General features: G+C 39.0%; 13 protein-coding genes and 1 pseudogene. 3 read left to right on the plus strand and 11 right to left on the minus strand.

Annotated elements, in window-relative coordinates:
* Positions 1–37: 37 nt before the first annotated feature.
* From GC097_RS05730 to GC097_RS05750, 6 genes and pseudogenes are all read right to left on the minus strand, one after another.
* A complete protein-coding gene (locus GC097_RS05730) occupies positions 38–2,902 on the minus strand; it encodes a hypothetical protein (RefSeq protein ID WP_171682382.1) in 2,865 nt (954 codons plus the stop codon).
* Positions 2,903–3,253: 351 nt separating this feature from the next.
* Positions 3,254–3,856: pseudogene (locus GC097_RS05735) on the minus strand (recombinase family protein).
* Between the two features lie 717 nt (positions 3,857–4,573).
* Positions 4,574–4,816, minus strand: a complete 243-nt coding sequence (locus GC097_RS35215; protein ID WP_376768363.1) for a tyrosine-type recombinase/integrase — start codon at positions 4,814–4,816, stop codon at positions 4,574–4,576.
* Between the two features lie 618 nt (positions 4,817–5,434).
* Complete coding sequence (locus GC097_RS05740; protein ID WP_171682383.1) at positions 5,435–5,923, minus strand: hypothetical protein; 489 nt, start codon at positions 5,921–5,923, stop codon at positions 5,435–5,437.
* 281 nt (positions 5,924–6,204) lie between these two features.
* Positions 6,205–6,504 (minus strand): helix-turn-helix domain-containing protein, encoded by a 300-nt coding sequence (locus GC097_RS05745; RefSeq protein WP_312875617.1) that lies wholly within the window; start codon positions 6,502–6,504, stop codon positions 6,205–6,207.
* Positions 6,505–6,604: 100 nt separating this feature from the next.
* The gene (locus tag GC097_RS05750) at positions 6,605–7,225 is read right to left on the minus strand and encodes a hypothetical protein (protein WP_171682384.1); all 621 of its coding nucleotides are present in this window, start codon (positions 7,223–7,225) and stop codon (positions 6,605–6,607) included.
* A gap of 684 nt (positions 7,226–7,909) precedes the next feature.
* Between GC097_RS05750 and GC097_RS05755 the strand changes: the two genes are divergently transcribed.
* From GC097_RS05755 to GC097_RS05765, 3 genes are read left to right on the plus strand one after another with little or no spacing between them, the layout of a single operon-like run.
* Entirely contained in the window at positions 7,910–9,289 is a 1,380-nt protein-coding gene (locus GC097_RS05755) for a tyrosine-type recombinase/integrase (protein WP_171682385.1), read from the plus strand.
* Positions 9,279–10,400: a tyrosine-type recombinase/integrase gene (locus GC097_RS05760; protein ID WP_171682386.1), complete on the plus strand. Its 1,122-nt coding sequence runs from the start codon at positions 9,279–9,281 to the stop codon at positions 10,398–10,400. The genes GC097_RS05755 and GC097_RS05760 overlap by 11 nt, the downstream gene beginning before the upstream one ends.
* Positions 10,381–11,346: a tyrosine-type recombinase/integrase gene (locus GC097_RS05765; RefSeq protein ID WP_171682387.1), complete on the plus strand. Its 966-nt coding sequence runs from the start codon at positions 10,381–10,383 to the stop codon at positions 11,344–11,346. Before GC097_RS05760 ends, GC097_RS05765 begins: the two co-directional genes overlap by 20 nt.
* A 240-nt stretch (positions 11,347–11,586) precedes the next feature.
* Here GC097_RS05765 and mutT read toward each other — a convergent pair whose 3' ends face one another.
* From mutT to GC097_RS05790, 5 genes are all read right to left on the minus strand, one after another.
* Positions 11,587–11,973 carry an 8-oxo-dGTP diphosphatase MutT gene (gene mutT, locus GC097_RS05770; RefSeq protein WP_171682388.1) on the minus strand — a complete coding sequence of 129 codons (387 nt, stop codon included), beginning with the start codon at positions 11,971–11,973 and terminating at the stop codon, positions 11,587–11,589.
* A gap of 13 nt (positions 11,974–11,986) precedes the next feature.
* On the minus strand, positions 11,987–15,133 hold the full coding sequence (locus tag GC097_RS05775; protein WP_171682389.1) for a DEAD/DEAH box helicase: 3,147 nt from the start codon (positions 15,131–15,133) through the stop codon (positions 11,987–11,989).
* Positions 15,134–15,370: 237 nt separating this feature from the next.
* On the minus strand, positions 15,371–16,327 hold the full coding sequence (locus GC097_RS05780; RefSeq protein ID WP_171682390.1) for a hypothetical protein: 957 nt from the start codon (positions 16,325–16,327) through the stop codon (positions 15,371–15,373).
* Between the two features lie 130 nt (positions 16,328–16,457).
* Positions 16,458–19,763 carry a UvrD-helicase domain-containing protein gene (locus GC097_RS05785; protein WP_171682391.1) on the minus strand — a complete coding sequence of 1,102 codons (3,306 nt, stop codon included), beginning with the start codon at positions 19,761–19,763 and terminating at the stop codon, positions 16,458–16,460.
* Entirely contained in the window at positions 19,756–22,629 is a 2,874-nt protein-coding gene (locus GC097_RS05790) for a PD-(D/E)XK nuclease family protein (protein ID WP_171682392.1), read from the minus strand. The genes GC097_RS05785 and GC097_RS05790 overlap by 8 nt, the downstream gene beginning before the upstream one ends.
* Between the last annotated feature and the right edge of the window lie 84 nt (positions 22,630–22,713).

The raw sequence follows: 22,713 nt of genomic DNA on the forward strand, positions 1-22,713 counted from the left end.
CGAGAAAAATTAAAGAAACTTTCGTTGAACTCTCAGTTTATATTACTACATGATTAGTAATATTATTGATTGCATCAAAAAGTAATTTGAATCCTGAAAACACCTCTTCTCCTAATTCTTCTCTCTTCTCAATACTACGAGCGAACTTAGTTTTACTTGAGTTTTCATTAATTATTTCAAAATAAAACAAATCATTTAGATTGTCGTAGTCTGCTCCACTAATATATTTTTCGCTGTTCTTCACATAATCAAGACTGTTAATTTTACCTATACTCCTTTTTCTAATAATATTATATTCTTCTAGCAATTCTCTACTATATAGAAACTCGATTTCACCATTTTCATACTCTTCAAATTTCTTGTTAACATGGGGCAATAAAATTATATAGTATTGCCTGTTTTTATCTTTATCACTTTGATGCACTCTTACATACGAACCATCTATATCTTTCATTGATTTTTTAAAATCTTTTGCCACTCTTATACCCTTTTCATCATGATCAAGAATACTTATTATTTTTTTATCAGGTAGCATATCTGTAGGATATGAAGTTAAAAACTGTTTGATGTTATCTGCTCCATTAACAGCGTACACATCAAATGGAAGTTCAGTCTTCATTAGCTTCTTCCAAGCTGCTTGAATATGTATTTTATCAGTTTCCCCTTCTGTCAGCACAATAAAATCTTTTTGACTCGCAGTGACTTCTTCAAACTTCTTTGTGAACTCATCTTCTTCATTTGTGTCATAAAGTACAGTATCATTGTTGTGTTTTAAATAATTCAAGTTCTTTACAGATTGAACAGAATTGGTATATTGCTTCACACAAAATTCAATAAAAATATCAACAAAATCGGAGAAAACTTCGCCACAGTTTAGTTCAACTGTTTTTGTATCCTCAAATTTTTTGAAGAACAACATCCAATAACAACTTCCCCAGCACTGACTCTCTTTTCCATATTTCTCATTTACTAGCCCTATTCCATGCATCCCGTTATTTGTACAATATTTACTTTGTTTGCGACTTCCAGTATAAATTCCTTCGTTAAACTGAAAACAGCTATTATTCCGTTTCACTCTTTCATATGTACCAGTTGTATTACATGATTTAGACATATCGCACTTATTTGGCATTAAAGCCTCACATGGTAAGCAACCAGCACAAAAATAATAGTGACCAAATTTGTTGATACATTCTCTCAAAAAGACATTTAGTTTCTTATCCTTAAAATAGTCATTTACAATAAGGTTACCTAGGTTATCTTCCCTGTGCTCACCGGAGTCTTTTGCTAAGACCTCAATATATGAAGTAATCAATACATTCCTCAGATTTAGATCCCCATAAAAGCCAAACATATTAGAGTCCAATCTCCTCCAAAATGCCCCTCGAGTTCTACCATGTGAAATACTATAGTTCTTATTTAACGTCTCTTGAGCCTTGCGTATCATTATACCTAGTTTTTCTTGTATACCATTTTTATTTAGCATAAAGCCTTGTGTCAGTTGTTGTTTTAATTCTCCTTTATCTATATTATCAATGGCTACACCATAGTTATCATTCTGAAGTACAGAAACAAGAATGTTCTTAAAGTAACTTATATTATTAATGCGTGCAGTTTTTCTATCTAGTTTGTCATCAATTTCAAATGTCCCCATGAAATAAGAAATATTATTAAAGATACATTCTTTTCTATACTCAGCAACATCCTTGCTATAATGCTCTTTGAGAATATCGTAGAAATCGTCCTTAATTTTATTTGAGTTATTTCTCATAAAATTATCTTTTACTTTTTCTAGTTTTTCGTTATTCAATTCATATATTTTACTGCCGAATTGCTTCTGAGCATAAAGATCATACTTTGTATAAACGATTTGTGGAATAATACTCCGTTTTGCCTCAATTAAGGCATTAAACCGTTCGTTTGTACTAGCAGCTTTTCCATGCATAGGAGTAATAAAAATAACAGAATCTATATCTCTAAATTCACCATCAAGTATGTCGGTCAAGCGTTTTTTTATACTTTTTACTGTAATATCTCCCTTTGTATCTCCAGCATGATCTAATCCATATGTATCAACAAGTTTTATTTGTTTTATACCTACACTACTACAAATTTTTGCATAGTCCTCATTCAGCTTCAGTTCCACTGCGACACTTTTGACTATACCCGATAAAGAGTTCATATCTGTATCTTCCAATGACTCTCTCATTGTTGCTTTTTTTATACAGTACGTAAGAAGCAGTTTTGTATTTTCGTCCAAATTAAATCTCAGCTGAGGAATATCAATTTTGGGATTATTTTCAGTCAAACTATTTAGTGGTAATTGAAATAATTCAATAAAAAGAGTTGTTTTTCTTTTAATCTCCTCATATATATCCTCAAGTTTTTTCGTGATTAACAATAGAAACTGATCATAATCCTGTATTGTTTCTATATTTTCGCTTGTTATAAGAATACCCATGTTTTCTTCCAAGCTAAATTCGGTAAGATTAATAAACTCATCGTCCACCAAATTTTTATTAGATATTTTTCTTAAAATATCTTCCTTTTCAATTCTCCACATACTATCTCTTTCTGTTGGAGTTAATTCCATACTTTGTTTTATAATATAATCATTAACCTTATTTAAATCTAATGGATCCTTTGGTTTCAAATTGTATTTCTCTACAATTTTTTTGCATTGCTTCTCTGTAAACTCGTCCTTGCTATAAAAGCTAACAGTAATTCTGTTTGCATTATTCCCTTTATATGTAAAATTATAGAAGCCATCGCATCTTGTTGTTTGACCCTCTCCGCTAATATTCAACAGGTCCGCAGTGTCTTCATCGCAAAATGTGCGAATAAACGAGGACTTTCCGGATTCAGAGTCTCCTATAACTAAAAAACTTAGGCTATCTCTCATTAAAAAACCCTCCATGAATTCTTGAATTTATTAAATTAATTCGCATACCATATTAATCATGCTACATACTATAATTGTAAAAAATGTAACAGTACGTGATGTCTTAGTCTATATAATTGATAACCCTTGAAAGTTAGCAGTTTACTCGCAACATCGAAATAGCAAAGCATTACAAAATCCGAAGCTATATTACAATATTCGCCAAATTCAAACATACTCCTCCAGAACGATTGTTCTATACTGTTTGTTTAGTATTAGCAATTTGTTCTATATACTCCACATTTGATTAAAGCTATGATTAGATCCCATAATTACGGTCCGATCTATGTGTTTAGCAAAGCCATGTAAGCATCAACTTTTTTCATATTCCTTTACTCGACGATAAAATGTTCTATGCTTCATGTCTAGTTGCTTTATGGCACTTGTCGCCGTAATCGTACCAGATTTCCATTCTTTATACATCTGAATAAACACCTCATCAATTACAACCTTTGGGCGACCAAACTTTATACCGCGAGCCTTAGCGACCTCAATGCCCTGAGCCTGTCTTTGCCTGTTTTTCTTTCTCTCCTGTTCAGCCACGTAAGCTAATAAGCTCAAAAACTGGTCTTCCATCACTTTTCCGAAATCACCCATGGTTCTAAATTTACGAGAATCAAATAACGTCTTATTATCCAGACAAACGATATCCGCTTTCAACTCCCGCGTAATTTATTTCCATTCGGCTATAATTCCATCATAGTCACGACCCAACCGATCCAACGCATCAATGTATATTAAGTCACCTTTCCGGATCATTAGGCGCATGGCTTGATAGCACGGACGATTAAAATCCTTTCCGCTTAGTTTATCGACAAATATATACCTTTCATCAATCCCTATCTCCCGAAATTTCACAAGCTGTCTCTCAGGATTTTGATCTTTAGCTGACACTCGTCCATATCCCATCTCCATCTGTTTTTCCTCCTAGATTTTATGCCAGAACATCCATAATTTTAGTGGCACATGCCTAAAATAATTTAGGCATGTTTTGACACATAAAAACATGGAACTTAATATTATGCCAAAAAGCATGGTTTTAAGTCCTGACACAAGCCTAAATATGGTCTTTGCATTACCTACCATAAGTTGTTATCCATGCACCGCTTCACAATACATGTCCTTATTCCTTGATAAACATCAACCACTTAGGAGATAGGTGCGGAGTATCCAGATGCGAAGATCTGCACATCCGATCCTATGAAAGGCCCATGAATAAATTCATGGGCCTACTTGGGTTCACTATTTATGCAATCACTCATTTCCAGGATTCTCAAATCGGGATATGATCAGCTTTAGAGAGTGCGGATCATAATTCAGCAGCCCTAAACATCTCAGAGTTGTTTCTATCATTTTATGCCTCAACTGTCGATGAATAGTGTATAAATCGGAACCTTCCGTGTGCATCAAATAAGCCATAGTATACCTTAACCAAGGTCACACGGATACCCGCTTTACGACATACCAAGCTAATCAGATCGTCTAAGTACCCATTTGTTGTGAGTCTTTTGCCGGCTATAAAAAAGACATGCTCATTCCCTTGTTCTTGCCATTTGCGATGATGAGGATGACCCAAATATGATTGAAGATCATGTGTTAGCTGCTCAGACATTATCACTGTATTTACTGAGGTTATTTTTCCCCTGTCAACGTAAATAAGTTACGGTCGAAGTCGATTTGAGAAATCGTAAGCTCTCTGAGTTCCTTATTCCTTAGACCTGTACTAAGAAGTAAATAAGTCATGATGTAATACTGGCGAAAAAATGGATCCAGTTTAATTGCTGCTTTAAGTAATAATCTACACTCTTCTTTAGATAGTGGACGATCAAACAATTTTATCCCCCTATTTGAAAATATATTTGAAACCTTCATCATAGGATTGCGGCAGAAACAACATTTGCTATCGTTCTGATTTACGATAGCCTAGAGTATAATCAGAACGCAGGGCAGACAGGTAATGGTTAACTTTTGTGGGAATAAGTTTGGATTTTGCATCGACCTTCGCATTTTCCCTATAGTACAAAATACAGCAAACAGGCTAATGTCAGAGATAAATACCATTAACAGAATTATACGGACAAAGTACAATAGGTTGCCACCGTGTGGTATGTTTTGCTATTAGCGTCAATTTGTTCCGTGCTACCATCGAAATGCCACCCTTTACTCTCCACAAACTGAATGACTGCGTTTAGTGCAAATGCACACTGCCCTTCGTCATGGTATCTGCCTTTGCCGCATTTCGATCAGCCCCAGTTCTGTGAACGTTTGATAGCTTGCTTGCATACACTGCCTCCTCTGCGGCTCACAGAACAAACATCTATGGCGATCACATAGTCAAGCGTTTTCAAGTGCCTCAACTTCTTACTTAATCTCTAGTGGACATCTTGTCCGTTACCAAAAGCACAACTTATGTCGTAAACTGCAAGACATCATGTATTATTAGCAACAAACCGCAATATGAAACTGTGCAGAGACGTAGTTTTTGAATCATTTTTAAGCATTTATTAGCTCAAGCATTTTAGATATATTTACACCAAGAGTCTCCATTTTGTTGCGAACTTGCTTGAGATGTTCTAGCTCTTTATTTAGTCTGATATTTTCCTCATTTGCATCATGTAACTGTTGTTGCATATATTGAACTTCATGTGCCTGGGAATTTATAAAACTTAAAACCTGCTGCAAACTAAGTCCATTGTTATTTATGTAGTTGTCATCAACTAGAGGATTTTGAATGACTATTCTACTCGGCAAATCTCCACTCTTTTTCTGACTAAAGGAACGTATTTCATCACTGTGCTGTTTTCTTAAAACAGTATTAAATCTAAATGCACAAGCCCCATGTGTGCGTCCTATTTTGCCCGCAGTCTCTTCAAATGCCTTTTTTTGACTGCTGCCATTTCCTAGATGTTGCAAAACCGTTTGCAATAAAAATTGATCTTGTTCTGTAGACCAAACTTCGTGATTCGAACTTACTTGGCTCAAAATATATCATCTCCTACCTTCTATACTTTTCATTAATACTATTATTTCCAATCTTTCTATTTCTATTCGATTATAGTTCTACCGAATTAGCTTCTACGATAGAATCCTGGAAGCATAAAAGATCCTTTCTATATAAACTATAGAATAGAATCTTTTTTACAAATACCCGGGATTATCTAAATACACCGTGCCCAATGATAGAATCCAACGACTGATTCAATATTTACTCTGTCAGTTGTATTACCTTAATCCTTCCATGCGTTTTAAATTCTACTTTCTGATTACACGCCTCCTTTCTTGACCCACTCTTCAATGAGTTCACGATGAAACAAGATTCTCCGTCTTATTCTCACATAGGGAATTTGTTGTTCGCGGACCATTGCATAAATACAATCCATAGAAACTCCTAAGTATTCCGCAATTTCATTTACAGAGTATATCTTTTTTTTGTCTTCCTCTTCATTGAGTACCTTCTTCTCACGCATCATCACTTGCTTCTCCATCTCTAACTCGTCCATCCAAGCTTGCACTACGGAAAGAAGCTTTTGTCTAAGATAGCTTGTTGTATTATTTGTTTCCATATAATAACCTCCCATAATATAAAATCGACTAGTGATCCGTACAAACAAAAAACCTCCTTATAATAGGAGGTTTTCCAGAATAAATATTTACAAAATTCTGCTACAAATATAGAGCATTTAAGGAGGAAATGAAGGCCGATGGGCAAATTATAGGTTCTTTATAAAAGACAGTTATGATATATGAAGTCACAGTTGGGATATATCCAATACTACATTTAAAATGACTCAAAAGTTTGCCTAGATATTGGAATATAGTCCAGTCGTAATTAAACATTTCTACCATAAAACCACCGTTATAACACTCTATTCGCAAATACAAGGTTAAACAGCCTACCTTTAGAATTACACATTTCATATCGTGTTTTCTGGATTCGATACCATCATAGAGCAACTGAATTAATTCTCCTTCAGAACAAACAATTCCGAATGCCTCATCTAATTGATCAAAGGAATATAGGTTCCACTCGTTAGAGGGATTCTTATTTATCAACCATCCTGGTGGTACCCTAGTCAGAGCTGACAAAAATGAAACTAGATTTATATCAACACTGGCTCTCTTATTAACATGAATAAAAGTATTTAACTTAGTCGGAGTAACATCATAACTTTCTCCAATATCTTTCCAGGTAAAGTTCGTTGCACTTTGCGTTAAGAGAAGCCGTCTCCTTAGATGCATTTCACAAGAAAGCAATGTTTGGGGATACGTATCCATTTTCTTCATCAATAATGGGACCTCATACCAATAATCTTGACCATCGTCGTCGTGCTTTTTTATATACTTCTTTTCAGCATCCCTACGTACGATAATATCATCTGAAGTTTTATCTAGTAAAAACTCCTTAAAGTAACCATAATGTCTGGGTTCCCAATATGTAGGATTTAGTTTAGATCGCATACCATCACCATAATTACACGGTAAGGCATTCGAGATCCAAAAGGTATCCTACTACAAATTTGTAGTAAACTTATAACTTACCACATCTAGGAAACCCTTGTAGTACAAACATTCAGAGGGACACATGGAATATTTTTTTGCCAATAACACACCATCCAAACCAATACCAAAACACAATAAATAATAAATTAAGCGCAACTGCATTAGTTTATTTAACACATACTAACCTCTCTCTTTCGCTTTAACAAACTAAAGTTTTTGCATATTACAAAAATAATATTTAAATCAATGGAAATAAATGGTTTGGTTTGATAGTGAATTGTCAACAATAAAAATAAGCCCTTATAGGTGTGTTTATCCCTTATGATACAGTTCTAAATAGACAGAACTATACCAGTAGAATCCACCCATAGGGCTTACGACTTGTACAAGGTATTGCTTAACTAAATTAAGTATAGGCAATGTTGGAATGGTTGTAAAGAGTGAATTTATGATAAGGAGTTCAATCTCATGAACGTTGTGTCAAGTACTGTCTTCTCTCAGAGCCCTACCGTTGATCAACCGACTCTATTAGAATTTTTCTTCCAGCACCTAGAACGGAAATATTCACCGCGAAGTATCCAAAATCATCAACTCAATATCAATTACTTTATCTCTTATATGGTAACTACACATCTGCTAAGCCTCCAACAAGTGGTACTTGATTTGTTTTCCACGGCCGTAATGGGATATGAAGATTTTCTGAATAAGCAAGTCGATAGCAAATCTATAAGCAAAGCCAGAAAGAAACGCCTGCTCTCAAGCCTCACTATCTTTTGTTCTTTTTTGGACGAGGAGAACCTCAGTACAGTGAAATTCAACATTTCTAAGACAGTTAAGGCAAAAAAATCAAAAATAAAAATTCTTAAAGAGAAAAAAGGGGATAAAATTTCTCCCCCTCCTTCTAAGTTATTCACATACCGGCAGAATTGCTCGATATTCAATCATTATTTAGATGAAGTAGAACGACTAGATTTAAATTGCAAAAGAGAAAGGCAGTACAAAACATTATATTTCGTAGAATTCATTCGCTCTACTACATCATCAGATGTATCGATAGATGATAGTCTACGTCATTTAAGTTCACATCAAATCAAAAATTACGAAAACTATTTAGAGAGAAAGATTGAATTAGATGAAATTGAAGGGTGTACTGCTTATGTAAAACTAAGACATGCAAAGATATTTCTTGACCATCTATACCTTAACAATATCATTCCATTTAAATATTCCATCCCCCCTAAGTTTAAGCAACCTGCTTCACGTAGAAATTCTTTTGTTCGTGAAGAAGAAAGATATAAATTTGTGGAAGCCATCTGCAGTAACAGTTCGCCGCATCAAGTAAGAAATCTAGCAATCGCGAGCATATTGATCGATACCGGCTGCCGGCCTATTGAAATATGCAATTTAAAATTAGGGGATGTCTCTACTACCGAATGTACATTAACATTCTTCAGTGCAAAATCCCAATTCCGAAAGCTCCAAGTGAATAAAGAGGTAATGGCATTCTTGAAAGACTATCTAGAGATTCGTAAAAGTATAGCTGCTGATACTGACGCTCTGTTTTTAACTATTGAAAATAAACCCATAACGACAGAATCAATTGGTACCATTTTCAATAAATACAATAAGTTAGCCTTTGGAAAAAATGTATTCAGCGCCTACGATTTACGTCATACGTACGCAACATTAGCCCTGGATCAGGGTGAAGCATTAGAGACTATTGCAAAAACGCTCGGCCACAAAACTTGGGCCTCAACATTATATTACTACCACCGAAATGCAAATCGTTTAAAAGAAAATACGATTTCTAATAATCCGTTTAAGCAGGTGATTGGTTTTGGCCATTGAAGTTTTTTCGAACTATGATTATAAGGAAATATGTAATGAACTGGGTATCTCCTATCAAGATTTATTATCACTAATTAATAACAGCTCAAAAAAAGATCAAAACGATAATTTCCCTGACGTATCCCTATTGCAGGCGATTGTCCTTTTTAGAGATTACCTAGATAACCAATATGAACTTCAAAAGAAATCAAAGACAACGCTGAATTATTATTTCTCTTTCCTTAATCGGTTCGAGAAGTTCATCCAAGATAATCATCCCAACATTACGATCTCCTCAGTGACTGAAAATATCTTGCATGAATTCTTCAGTAAGTTTCATGGTCGAGAAAGCTCAGCATTGTCCCCCCGCACACAAAATACATACACATCTATCTTACGTAAATTTTTAGACTTCTGCTATAAAATGGACTATGTTGAGAAAGATTACCGCTACCGATTTACTTGGTCAAAGATCTCCCTCCTTCCAAAATACTTTCAAGAAGAACAGATTGTGGAGATACTCGCTTTGGCAAAGCAGAAGACTTATGGGTACCGTTACCATGCAATGATTTGCTTTCTACTTGGTACCGGCTGTAGGGTTGAAGAACTTCAACACGTTCGCGTCCAAGATTTTGACATTGAGAATGATCTAATTTTCATTCGTAAAGCAAAGGGAAATAAGCAACGATATATCCCCATGTATCCAGAACTAAAGAAGGTGATCCTGGATTATTTAAACCTAACACACGTCAAGGTATGGAGCCGAAACCATACTGGTTTCCTTTTCTGCAAAGAAGAAGTTGCTTGGAGCAATCGCGGAATACCTCTTGCGAAAAGCTCAATTCAGTATGCAGTATCCAGTATTCTGGAAAAACTCGGATACACTAAATTCTCTGCACATTCTTTCCGTCACACGTTTGCGGTCAGATGCTTACTAGCTGCTATGAAGTTACATGACCTTAGCCTAATTTTGGGCCATGAGGATCCGAAAACAACTTTTATATACACACAAATGCTTCCGCTAGATTTAAAGAAAGCTGTCGCTGATAAGTTTCCATTCGCATTTGAGAAACTTATCAAGCAAATATTGGAGTTTGATGATAAAAATGAGGATGTTAGCAAGAGAAATTGAAGAATTCGTAACTATCTCTAAAGTGTCCCTTGCCTCAAAAAATAAACACAAAAAACATCTACATCTTTTTATGACACACTTGACCGAAGTAGTCGGGGGGAAAGCAGAGGAGATCGACTTAGAAAAAATCTATCTTTTAAAGGATACCCGAGGCGAGGTAATTACCTGGAGACCAATTGACTCTAGGATTATCAACTCCTACCTTTTATCTTGTTACGACAAGGGATATCACTATATGGCGTCTGCACGAGATTCACTAAGTTCATTTTTTAAGTATTTAGAACGCACTTACGATTTTGCGAATCCACTTCGTCAAGAGCGATTAAATATCCTTGAATTTAAAAAGGATACTGGACGTCGGGCAGCCCTCTCCAAGCACGATGTGTTACGTTTTTTAAATAGTCTGATTACTCATAGTGATAATTTAAAACAAGATTTGATTCTATTTATACTGCTGCTAAGTACGGGATGTAGGATTGGCGAAGCGATTAGCCTTAAGGTCCATCAAATCAATTTCGGAGAAGATACCATTCGTTTGGATAAAACAAAATCCAATAAAGGAAGAACACTCGTACTTCGCTCTGAATTTGGAGCACTTCTCAGATTGTATTGTCAGAAACAGGGGCTGATAAACGAGGATTCTCTATTTTTAAATACAGATGGTTATCCTATAACACAAAATTTTGTCAATGATAGGTATCAAAATTATCTGAGAGAAGCTAAGATACAGACTTTACCTCTTTATAGTCTCAGACATACATTCGCTACACTCTTGTATGAACAAGGAGTTGATTTTCTCATTTTGCAGCAGCTCATGGGACATGATAACATTGGGACTACAGAGGGTTATGTACAATCAAATTCTATTCGTAATTCAGGGATTACTATAGAGGAAAATACAATGATGTTTAAGAATATATTCAAAAAGTATAGGAGCGGAGGGTGAACCTATTTTTCAAAATCACCCTCCACCTAAAAATTCTTATTAAAGAATCTCCGATGAGCAAATCTTTTAGCTTGAAAGGGTATATGTAAGCTAGTGTTTGCTATATCCTGTCTAGCACCAAGCTAATCATAGTTCGGTGGAACATGAAGAATTCCACCAGTTTTCGGATCAACTATGAACCAGTGCAGCCCCTATTTACTCTTATGGTGGAGCCACGAAAGATTGTTTGACATATCATTTTCATGTATCCATAAAAAGCTTCTCAACAAACTTCACATCCGCAGGCGCAAATTGAAATTCCCGCAATTCTTCTATCGTAATCCATCGGTACTCATCATGGTCCACCAGAGCAATTTCACCACTTACAAATCTTGCACTATAAGCAATCAATTGAATATGAACCGCCCCATACCAATGATCATTCACTCCAAAAAACTCATACGGTTCAATCTCAATGTTCATCTCTTCCTTCAGCTCTCTCACCAAACAAGCCTCCGGTGACTCGCCTTCCTCTAGCTTCCCACCTGGGAATTCCCACAGCCCTCCCTGAGACTTCTCAGGCCGACGTCGTGCTATGAGCAATAGCCCTTCTTCATTTTCTATAATCGCTGCAGCTACTCGAATCATTTCATCACACTTCCTATACGATACACTTATTAGCAGCCGGCACCATTACTGGCGGCATCTCTTCTTTTAACTGCCAGATGAAACTCATAGGCTTGCTGCCCTCATGTTTCACATATTCTGCTTCCCCTAGAAAAACAAATGGTGACGTATAATCATTCTCTTCCTTATATTCACGAACAAATAGGGCGATTCGGTTGCCGGTCTCTCGGTGATGAATATACCTTTGCGCTGTTTTTGTATCCTCTGATATCCGGCTCTGAGTCTGCCAGTGAAATAATCGCTCACTAATGGCATAGTCTTCATACAAAGTCGAAGGTGAAAAATCTTTATCCGATTTATTTAATGTGATAAAGAAAATATCTGTCTTCTTATCCTCAAAGTACTTTACACCTTCTCGAAAGGCTGGTGCCTTCTCTTCATTCCAAAGGCCAAATGCCGCTAATATCTGGTCAGTAGAATATTGGCAATGAATATCGATCGGACACGCGAATGGGAAATCATGTTTCTTATCGACGAAATCAATGTGGGCGAAGTTATATTTCAAAATATCAATAATCTCATCTCGAAATGCGGAATTAGATAAAATGAATTCAACTCCTGCTTCTATATCAACAAAACCTTGCTTCCTAGGCTCTGCCCGGTAAAAGATGTAATAAAATATATTTAGCATGAGTTGTTCTTCTTCTGTCATCGATTGCTTATCTTCCTCTATGTACGAAAGCATAAACTTCAATAACCTTCGAGAGTTAAGATTCAAAAGTGCAGGAATACGTTTTACCAATTCTGTTGGTGGAAGCTCAAAGGGCTCCAGCATGCCTGCCTCAACCATTAATCCCCTTAAGAATCTGTTACCGTTACGACCACCATATAGCTCAAATAAAGAAATTCCATGGTATTGGGTAAAATTCGTCAAAGTAAGCTTGAGTCCCGTATCTTCTTCAAAATACTTAATCTTATTAATTAAACTTCGACGATTAGTCGATGTTTGCTTCAAATTTCTTAAGATGTAATCCTTCGCTTGTTTCTCAAGTTGAATAAAGCTTCCCCTAGGTAAACTGGAGAATCCATTTTCCACATAATGCTGCACAGAGTGTTTCGTTTTCCCTAACAAAGAACGGAATTTCTCCTGAAAGTTATACTCCTTATGTGCTTGCCCAATGAAGTCTAGAACAGTAAGGCACTCTTTCCCCTCTGCCAAACGCAATCCACGACCAAGTTGCTGCAGAAAAACAGTCAAACTTTCTGTTGGACGTAAGAATAAAACGGTGTTCACTTCCGGGATATCCACGCCTTCATTGTAGAGATCCACTACAAAGATGAGCCTAATCTCCCCTCTAACAAGTCTACCCTTAGCCTGGCTTCGTTCTTGTTCACGAGAGTCACCATGTAACGCAATTGAGGGGATCCCCGCTTCATCAAATACTTTGGCCATATATAAAGCATGTTCGACACTCACGCAGAATCCTAAACCTTTAACCTCGTCCAAATCTGTTACGTACTTTTTGAGACTATTTAAAATTTGAGTAGCACGGATCTTATTGCTTGTGTATAGGCCCTCTAGCTCTCGTAGATCATAACCTCTGCGCGACCATTTCACTTGAGACAAATCCACGTAATCAGTTACTCCAAAATAATGAAAAGGTGAAAGTAATTTTCGATCTATTGCATCTGTTAATCGAATCTCAGCAGCAATGGTATAGTCAAAATAGGCTAAAATATCCTTCCCATCCATACGTTCTGGAGTTGCAGTCAAACCTAACAAAATTTCTGGCTGGTAATGGGTCAGAAGCTTTTGGTAGGAAGGCGCGGCAGCATGATGGAACTCATCCACGATAATAAAATTATAAAAGTCACTTGTCGTGATCTCAGCTAATTTCATCGAGTTAAAACTCTGAATACTTATAAACAGATGATCCACCGATTGTGCTTGGTTGCTACCTACATGAAGCTCTCCAAAATTAAGATCCTTTAAAATAAACCTGAACGTATCCCGGCTCTGCTTCAATATTTCCTCTCGGTGTGCAACAAAAAGTAGCTTCGCTCTCGGATTTTTCGCCCTATATCGCTTAAAGTCAAAAGCCGAGATCACTGTCTTACCAACACCTGTAGCTGCGACTAACAGATTTTTCATTCTTCCGAACAAAGTCCGCTGGGCTTTCAGCTTCTCCAAGACTTCCTTTTGGTAGTCATAAGGCGTTAGGTCGAAATGGAAATGAAGCGCTTCATGCTCATTAATTTTCTTTTTTCCTAGAGCTTCTTTAAGTTGAGTCTCATGTTCTACGTTCTCAGGAGAAAAAAGTTTGAACTCCCTATCATTCCAGTAGCTCTCGAAAGTGGCTTCGATCTTTTTGAGCACATCATATGAATCCTTTTCTGTTACCTTCAGATTCCATTCCAAACCACTAGTAAGAGCTGGATTCGAAAGATTGGATGATCCTACATAAGCTGTTGTAAACCCTGTGTCTCGCATAAACACATAGGCTTTCGCATGTAGTCGAGTCCTATCCGTATCATAGGATATCTTAATTTGAGTATTGGAGAGCTTGCTTAATTCTAATACAGCCTTGTAATCAGTTGCTTCCATGTAAGTAGTTGTAATAACACGCAGCTGCCCACCGCTAGAAGTGAATTGCTCTAGCTGCTCCATGAGACATCGAAGACCGCTCCATTTGATAAAAGATACTAACAGATCTATCCGATCGGCCGTCACGATTTCATGCTTTAATTCATTCATCATGTTAGGTTCCGAGTGAGAACCTGTAAATAACGAGCTTTGGGATAACGGTGTTGCCGGTCGAAGTACCTTCTCATTTTTAATACCACGAACATGATTAAGCTTTGAGTAGACGTATGTTAATACTTCCCCCTGCTCATCAAGCTGTAGCTCATTGTACTCCTCTTGCCCTAGAGCTTCTTTCAGTGTAGCGATAATCTCATTGCATGTTCTAACCTGAGCAAGTACGGCTTCTTCGTCACTACTTTGTTCCCGCACTGCTCTTAACGCTCTGCGTGTTACTGAAGCTAAGTAATTGGATAACAGCTTTCTAGCTTCCTCAGCATCTAGTTGCTCCTTGCCTATTTCATACAATGCCGGATCTAAGACCGACAACTGCTTCATCGTGATGTTATTTACGATCTGTTCGTAGAGTCCTTGTTTCATGGGTTCACCTCTCTAAAAAAGAGCACCACAAGGGTGCTCGGTTTCTGTTTGAGACTTATTCTGGCATTTATGGGCTGGCTTCTACACATTTACCTTTTAAAATACTCATCGACAGTTAAATTTGAGCGAAATTTGTTTTGTCTCTTATATGTCGTATTATCTACAAATATATTATAGTACTAAGAACATTCAGATGCATATATAGAGTATGACAAAAAGTGGTAATGCACCCTTCACTTAATCTGTTGACGGCCACTGAAAATCTCGTCTATAATAAGTATCTTTTAATTTCTTCAAATCGTATTCCCATTCATAAATTGCATGTGAATACTTCTTCGCACCGCCTTTTTGACGTTTTCTAGCTTTTACATTTGTTGCAATTACATTCGCTACTTTTTCTAACCCGAGTTTAGGTAGCGCCTCATTTTCTAGGATAGTCCACCTTTTTGTTCGATTACTATCTGTTATTTTATATCCCAGTTTATGAAGAGGACTCTCCTGGCTAAATTGGCTTCCAACTTTTTGGGAGCCTGGTTTTAAAGTTTCTACGGCATAAGTGCTCGGCCACTTAAATTCATGTTTTTTAGTTTCGTTTACAGGGGTTATTATCTTTGGGATGACCCCCCATTCATTAATTTGAAATTGATGACCCGGTACTTGTTTTTTTATTTCGACAATAGCACTCTCATTCGCACAGACATATTTACATACAGGACATGCCCAAGCGGATGTATGAACATAGCCTTGAATCTTTCCATATTTAAAAGAAGCAAGATTAATTTTTTCTGCTGTTAATGCTCCATTACAGCGGTAGCAAGTTTCAGCATCTGCAGGTTTTCTCCATATGGTTGCCATTTTTCTTAATCCTGGATATATTTTCTGAAGTGGCTGCTTTATCATAGTCTGTGGAGTTGATGATATTTGCGCTTTTGAATCATACTTTGGTTTTGATTCATAATTTGGCTTTAATATATGTTTTGTAGTTTGATTTTGGCGATACGCGGTCTTATGTAATGCCTGATTAGAAGCCCCCTTCGGACTTGTAATATCTAATTCATTAATCGGGGATTGATTTTTATTCGTTTCATCGTGCTTTTTGTGTTCATGATCTTGATAGGTTTTTAACTCTTTTTGTTTCAACAGATAAATACCTAAGATAACAATGACAAATACAATTACAATAACTAGAAACATCTTGCTCTCCTCACCTTAATAATAAATTCATTAACATCTCTTGACCTACCTAAAGGGACATGTATATGTACCTTTAGGTAGGTCAAGGGATGCACTGAAATAAATGGTAAATTGTTATGAATCAAATGTTCTATTTAGTTTTTAAATTCACATACTTCTGATGCCCTATAAAATAAAGCCCAGCTTCCTTCATGCTATAACCAAAAGTCCGCTCCCACTCGCTAGCATAAGCCATCACCTGAGGCCGATAAAAACGAACAAACGCATCTTCCTTACCTTCCTCAAAATGATCCGTCTTAAAATCCACGATCACCCAACCATCCTCTTCTTCAAAGAGAAAGTCGATCACACCTTCGATAAAAACTGTACCCGCAGCTCCTAGCGTCACACCTTCTTGCTGAGCCACTGCTACTTCTACATTCGCATTACCATCAACTGCGATACCATCTGCATTTTTCCTAAACATAAGCCTAACCTCATGCAGCCGCGTTTTAGCCCGAAGCGCTCTCTGCCACAGCTCACTCTCCGTAAATGCCGTCACTGCTTGACACGCTTCCTTCAAGTATTCCTCACTCAGCTTCTCCTGAGCAGCCAACATCTCCATGTAGGCAAGGAGCTGCTCTCCCGCCAACCCCTTACCAACAGCTTCAATGCCCATATGCACCAAGCTGCCAAACGCCATACCGCGGCCCTCTGACGACCATTCAGGCGTTTCGCCTGAGCTTTTAGTCATTCCAGTCACCGAAACACGGGCGTAGGATGGCTGTCCCAGCCGATCTACTTTCATCCTTCGATCCCTCAAAAATCCCTCAACATCAGGCTGTCCCGTATATTCAGCTCGATCCTCTGCTACAAACGCAGGAACCTCAAGCTCCGCTACCATATCCATCCCCAGCATTAGTGGACTCCACGGACATTTGGCCGGTTGCTCAGGATACTGGCTAATAACTAACATCTGCTTAGCGCGAGTAGCAGCCACGTAAAGCAATCTATCCTTTTCCGCATTCATAAACTCGCGTTCTTTAACATTCATCGCTTCCCAGCCCACCGGTTGGGCAAGCGTTTCATTCACAAAATCGTATTTCCGCTGAGAGATCGTAAAGTAACCAACTGCTGGGTCTACGGTCCGATCCACGTGCTCTTCCGCATCGTGATCCGTCTCGCCGCAGGGGCAAGCGAGGAACACAACCGGCGCTTCAAGCCCTTTGGCTTTGTGCAGATTCATAATACGCACAGCTTGATTCCGCCCCGCGTATAAGCTGGAAGTCTCAACTCCTTTTCCCGAGCTCCATTGTAACAGCATCTCTGTCAGCGGAGCCCAACCCGCCGCGCTATTGACCTGGTCGGACAATTGCTGTAAATGCTTGAGCATGGTTCCAGCCCTCGTTGCTCCCGCTTCACGTAAAGCCGTATGAACAAGCAACCCCATATCTTCCATCATTCGAGCCAATGCAGCCACAGCCGGTAAATTGCGAGTCCAACCGTAATAGGTTCGCAGCTTGCTAAGCACATCATAAACTGGCAGTGCTTCCTTCAAACTAGTCTCTGCTTCAGGCAAAGCCAAGTAGTGAAAAGGATGCCCAGCCTTTTTATATTCATATAATTCCTGATCGCTGATTCCAAATAGTTCTCCTCTTAACACAGATAAGAGTGCAACTTTATCCGAAGGATCTAACAAACTTGCGCATAGCTGCGCTAAGCTGAACATTTCAGGGTAAATAGCCGCACTGCCCGCAGTTTCAGCAGGGATTCCGCAGCGATCCAGCTCTTCTGCATATAGACTGATGAACTCCCTAGTTTTTAGCAAAATAAGAAAGTCATTAGGTACAGCCCTCCGAACCACATATTCTCCATTCGAATCTCGTTCCTGGATATTCAGACCATTCTTTCCACAGGCCCATGCTATGTAGGCTGAAACTCTCTTCGCATCCTCCATGGCAACAGCTGCTTTGCCTCCAGGGATCTTCGGATATGTCAGTGTATAGATTCCGTGAGATGCTTTTTTCTTCGCAGCAGGATTGGGGGCTTGCGTTTCCATTTTCACAAATGCCGCCTGCTGTTCGGTAGCCTCCTTAGGAAATTTGGATTCAAACTGGTAGTTCACGTAGTCGCCAATGGCTTGCACAGAACGGAAGTTGGCATGAAGCTGGAGCACATCACCGCATTCGGTAATTCTTCTTTTTACCTCGTTATAAATCGAAATATCCGCACGGCGGAATCGGTAAATGGATTGTTTGGGATCCCCGACGATGAACAAGGACCCGGAACGCGGCTGCAGCTTGCGCCAGTCTTTTTCCCCCTCATGGTTACCGGCACCTGTCAAAAGAAACATCATCTCCGCCTGAATCGGATCTGTATCTTGGAATTCATCCACAAGCAGCCGCTGGTACCGATTAGCAAAGTAACGTCTCACCGGTAGAGACTCCCTTAGAAGGACAGTAGCCTTCATCAGTAAATCTTGAAAACTAACAACTCCTGACTCCGCTCTTCTATGCTCTGCATAAGTAACTGCAGGCGCAACAAAATCAATGAGCTTCGGATACAGATACTCCCTCCATGATCTCAGGAAAGGAAATAGCACGGTAATTTGCCAATCGTGAAAGCGATCACGCATTTCTTTCGCTTTGGCTTTATCTGTCCAACGATTTTGCGTAACATCCAGCTTCTTATCAAACTCCATCGCCATTGAGAGCACTTGCTGGTCATTGTTCCAGCTCCAACTGCGCTCCTTCTGTTTGATGATGCGAAGTACTTTCTGCAGGGAGTCCCAACCTTTCTCCGGCTCACTACTCGGTAAATAAGGCCATGCTTCAGCAATTAATGGAGGAAGCGATAAACGAATCAAGTCAAAATCCGGCCGCGGCAACTCTATAGTCTCAATTTTAACATCACTGAACATGGAGACTCGATCATACACGGCTTTAAGTGTAGTTACATGGATACCATATTGGCGAAGTTCCTCGAGCCTGCTTCCCTGACCGCGTTCTTCCAGCTGCATCAGGTATTCATCCCAACAGCGGTTATGGAACTCTTCCTCAGCTTGCTCATCTAGCTCCTGAAAGGTTGGATCCAGTCCCGCTTCCACAGGACGCTCGCGCAGCAGCATACCGCAGAAGGAATGGATAGTACCAATAAAATTTACATCCAATTGTTCCATGGCAATGGCAAAACGCTGTTTTTCAGCTTGATCTGCCGTGCTGCCCAACGCCTTTTCCAAGGCTAACAGAAATCGCTCCCGAAGCTCATCAGCCGCTTTATTCGTAAAAGTAATGGCAGCAATCTGGTCCGCCCCCGCAGCACCTGTTCGAATCAGAGATACCATTCGTCCAACCAGACTCGTCGTTTTACCGGAACCTGCGCCTGCTTCTACCAATAAATTGGTCTCAAGGTCTTCCAATATACGGTTTCTAGCTTCCCAATCGTTCGGTCTAGTCAATGGCTTCCACCTCCAAGAGCTCTTTCAGCAGCGTCGCGTTTTTCGGATTTGCTTTTTTACCTTCCATAAACTCGGCATGATTGCCGCATACAGAAGCGTAATCGCAATAGCGGCATCTACTTGTTTCATGTGTAGGTGTGTAAATCCCCTGCTCCATGGAAGTAAGCAAACTTCTCATCAAATGACTTAGCTCGTTGCGTTTATTTTGCAAACGAACGACTTCACGTCCAATTCCTCTCGCTGTAGGAAAATAATACGCTGACTCCGTGACTAGAGCATCCTTGTCTATCCCTGTTTCCTTTAACCACTGCTCTGCTGCAAGTGCATACAAGGCATGCTGAAGCTGCGTACCTCCGGCGAAATATTCGTTCTCTCTATATTTTGACGGGCTCCCCGTCTTATAATCGATGATCCGGTATTGATTCGTTGCTATTTGATCAATGCGGTCAATGAATCCTTTGAGTGTAATGAAAGAATCGTCTGTCAGCTTAACCTGCAACGGCTCTCCGTCAACTGATAATTCCTGTTCAAAATATCGAGGCAACGTTGCCTTAGCTGCTTCCTCGTTATAAAACCACTCAACATCCTGACGTATATCGTCAGACTCTTTTTGTAAGATGTGTTGACTGGGGGCAGGAATCAGCCGTTTGTAATGTTCTAACTCTTCATCTGTGATTACATGCAGTACATGTTTGTCATGATCCGGCCGCTGTGAAGCATTTGATGTGACTCTCTTCAAATAATTATAAAAAATACGATGCAACAAATTACCTCGATTCGCCGGATCTAGCCAGCGCGTACGGTCATAGGCGGTTTCATTTTTAGGCCAAATCCCCAGCACATACCCGAAATAATACCTCATAGGGCATTCGGAATAACGTTCCAACTGGCTCGCACTGAAAGCACGCTTCCTAACATCTGAGGCTAACGATTCCGATTCAATTCGGCCATCATATGCCGTTATCGAATTCGAAATACGCTGTCTTACCGCATGTATACCTTTTTGTAAGAAAGGGTAAGACGTTTCCAGTGCATGCCGGCCGTTTAACATCCGCCCATGTTGATCGATCATTTCCCTTGCCCATAAATCTGAAGCATCTAATGGTAAAGCATGCGATAAATACCCCTCAGGCATACTCAGTGAGCCTTGTAAGACCGAATAGTCCGCATCTTGGAGCTTAGTCTTGTTACGGAATATCTGCAAATACTCAAATGCTGGACTTGAATGCTTCCCTTCCGATATCTTGTAGGACGAATAGCTCAGAGTGGCATTTCCAGTAATAGCTCCAAGCCTTGTAAGCTGCTCTTTTTTCAAGAGTCTGCTGCGTTCTGTAGAAAGTATAAGATCAGGGCTAACATTCTGCCTCTCCTCATCAAGCAAAACAGGATCCTGGCGAGGTATTACCGACCAGCTATGTTCATCCATTCCGACAATATAGGTAAAGGGCCTACCCGATAAACCTCCATTTGAAAGAGCTGAAATATGAATAGCTCCAGATGATGGGGTTGAGGTGGTCTTCACCCGAATACCTGATAGAAGCTGCTTCACATATTGCAAAGCAACATCTTTCCTCATGAGCGAAGAGGAGAGCCCTTCAATTGACAAGGTATCTACCATTCCTTCAAGCTCTTTTAGAACAAGCGCATCATCTTCATCCTGTATAGCCCCATACATCTTCATCACTTGCTGTAACCACTTCACGACTAAATAAGGACTCCACTCACTATCTTTCGGCAAGCCCGAGAACAAATCTGAAAATACTTTTTTAAGTTTCATCAACAATGATTTTTCTTGTTCAGATACATTTTCATCGAAGAGAATAAAATATCGGTCCTTACCCCATCCGATATTGAGAGCTTCTATAGTCCGGATCCATTCTGACGATCTAACGCCTTCATCCACATTGCGAAAGGAAATGCCACCTTCACGGAGCAATTCGAGGAAATCTGCAATCGGGAAGTCATTCTCAATCCAGTGCAACAACTTAAGCAAAGTACGACCCATACGACAATACTGCAAAGGTAATCCACTCGAAAATGTACAAGGAATCGCTATTTCTGATGCGAGCCCATGAATAGCCCCTGCGTAGGTCTCATAATTAGATGCAATAATTTCAACCTGATCAAGTGCAGCGTCATTAGAAAGTATTCTTCTCATCACTTCGCGCACTTCTGCCATAGCGCCAGTTGCATGGAAGAAAGCTGCTTTGCTTGCCAGAAAATCTGATTCATCAGAAGTAAATGGTAAGCTAAAGTCTACCCGTATTAATCGGTTACCGGTTATCTTCTCTAGGATTGTTCGTTGTGCTTTGCTAAGCAAGTCGTTTCCAGGCATAACAAAAACCGTATCGTCTACATTTTCTACTACGATCTCTGCAAGATGCATGAAATCTATAAAATTATGTTTATGTAATTTTTCTTCATAACGTTGTAGAACTGCTTTAACATATTGCCCTTTATTTTGTTCTACAAAGTGCGTAGGATCTAACTCTTTCGCCAAAACAAGCGCCTGCCTTAGATCCTCAATAGTACGCTGAAAACATGAAACCATTCCTGGGCTCAGATTTGCTTCTGATAAATAGTCGTTGTCTTCTTTCGCTAAGTCCATCAAGATCTGCTGAACAAGCCAGAACGACTGGCCGGATCGGATATAAGTCTTCTTTTGCTGGAAAAGCTTCAAAGCTGCCTGCTTTAATGCAAGGCTTTCTATGGTTTGAACTTCAACGTTCAATACATGACCATACACTTTACAAACTTGATGAAGCCACTGCTGCCCATCTGCAAAACGAGGTGCCAGGAGAATTTTTTTTGATAAAGGAGACTTTTGAAAGCTCTCTTGCAAGTTCCCAATAAACGTAGATGGCATGCATATCACTCCTCTATGTCATGTTAACAGCTCAATCTTATCAATAAGATGAGACTGTATGTTGTCATCGAATATGCGTTCTAC

It is taken from the genome of Paenibacillus planticolens (genome assembly GCF_013141725.1).
In the GTDB taxonomy this organism is placed as follows: Bacteria; Bacillota; Bacilli; order Paenibacillales; family NBRC-103111; genus Paenibacillus_E; species Paenibacillus_E planticolens.

Excerpts from the sequence above, each read along its gene's own strand:
- GC097_RS05775 (WP_171682389.1), bottom strand. The coding sequence starts at position 15,133 with ATGAAACAAGGACTCTACGAACAGATCGTAAATAACATCACGATGAAG.
- GC097_RS05750 (WP_171682384.1), bottom strand. The coding sequence starts at position 7,225 with ATGAAGAAAATGGATACGTATCCCCAAACATTGCTTTCTTGTGAAATG.
- GC097_RS05790 (WP_171682392.1), bottom strand. The coding sequence starts at position 22,629 with ATGCCATCTACGTTTATTGGGAACTTGCAAGAGAGCTTTCAAAAGTCT.
- GC097_RS05780 (WP_171682390.1), bottom strand. The coding sequence starts at position 16,327 with ATGTTTCTAGTTATTGTAATTGTATTTGTCATTGTTATCTTAGGTATT.
- GC097_RS05765 (WP_171682387.1), top strand. The coding sequence starts at position 10,381 with ATGTTAGCAAGAGAAATTGAAGAATTCGTAACTATCTCTAAAGTGTCC.
- mutT (WP_171682388.1), bottom strand. The coding sequence starts at position 11,973 with ATGATTCGAGTAGCTGCAGCGATTATAGAAAATGAAGAAGGGCTATTG.
- GC097_RS05730 (WP_171682382.1), bottom strand. The coding sequence starts at position 2,902 with ATGAGAGATAGCCTAAGTTTTTTAGTTATAGGAGACTCTGAATCCGGA.
- GC097_RS05755 (WP_171682385.1), top strand. The coding sequence starts at position 7,910 with ATGAACGTTGTGTCAAGTACTGTCTTCTCTCAGAGCCCTACCGTTGAT.
- GC097_RS35215 (WP_376768363.1), bottom strand. The coding sequence starts at position 4,816 with ATGATGAAGGTTTCAAATATATTTTCAAATAGGGGGATAAAATTGTTT.
- GC097_RS05745 (WP_312875617.1), bottom strand. The coding sequence starts at position 6,504 with ATGGAAACAAATAATACAACAAGCTATCTTAGACAAAAGCTTCTTTCC.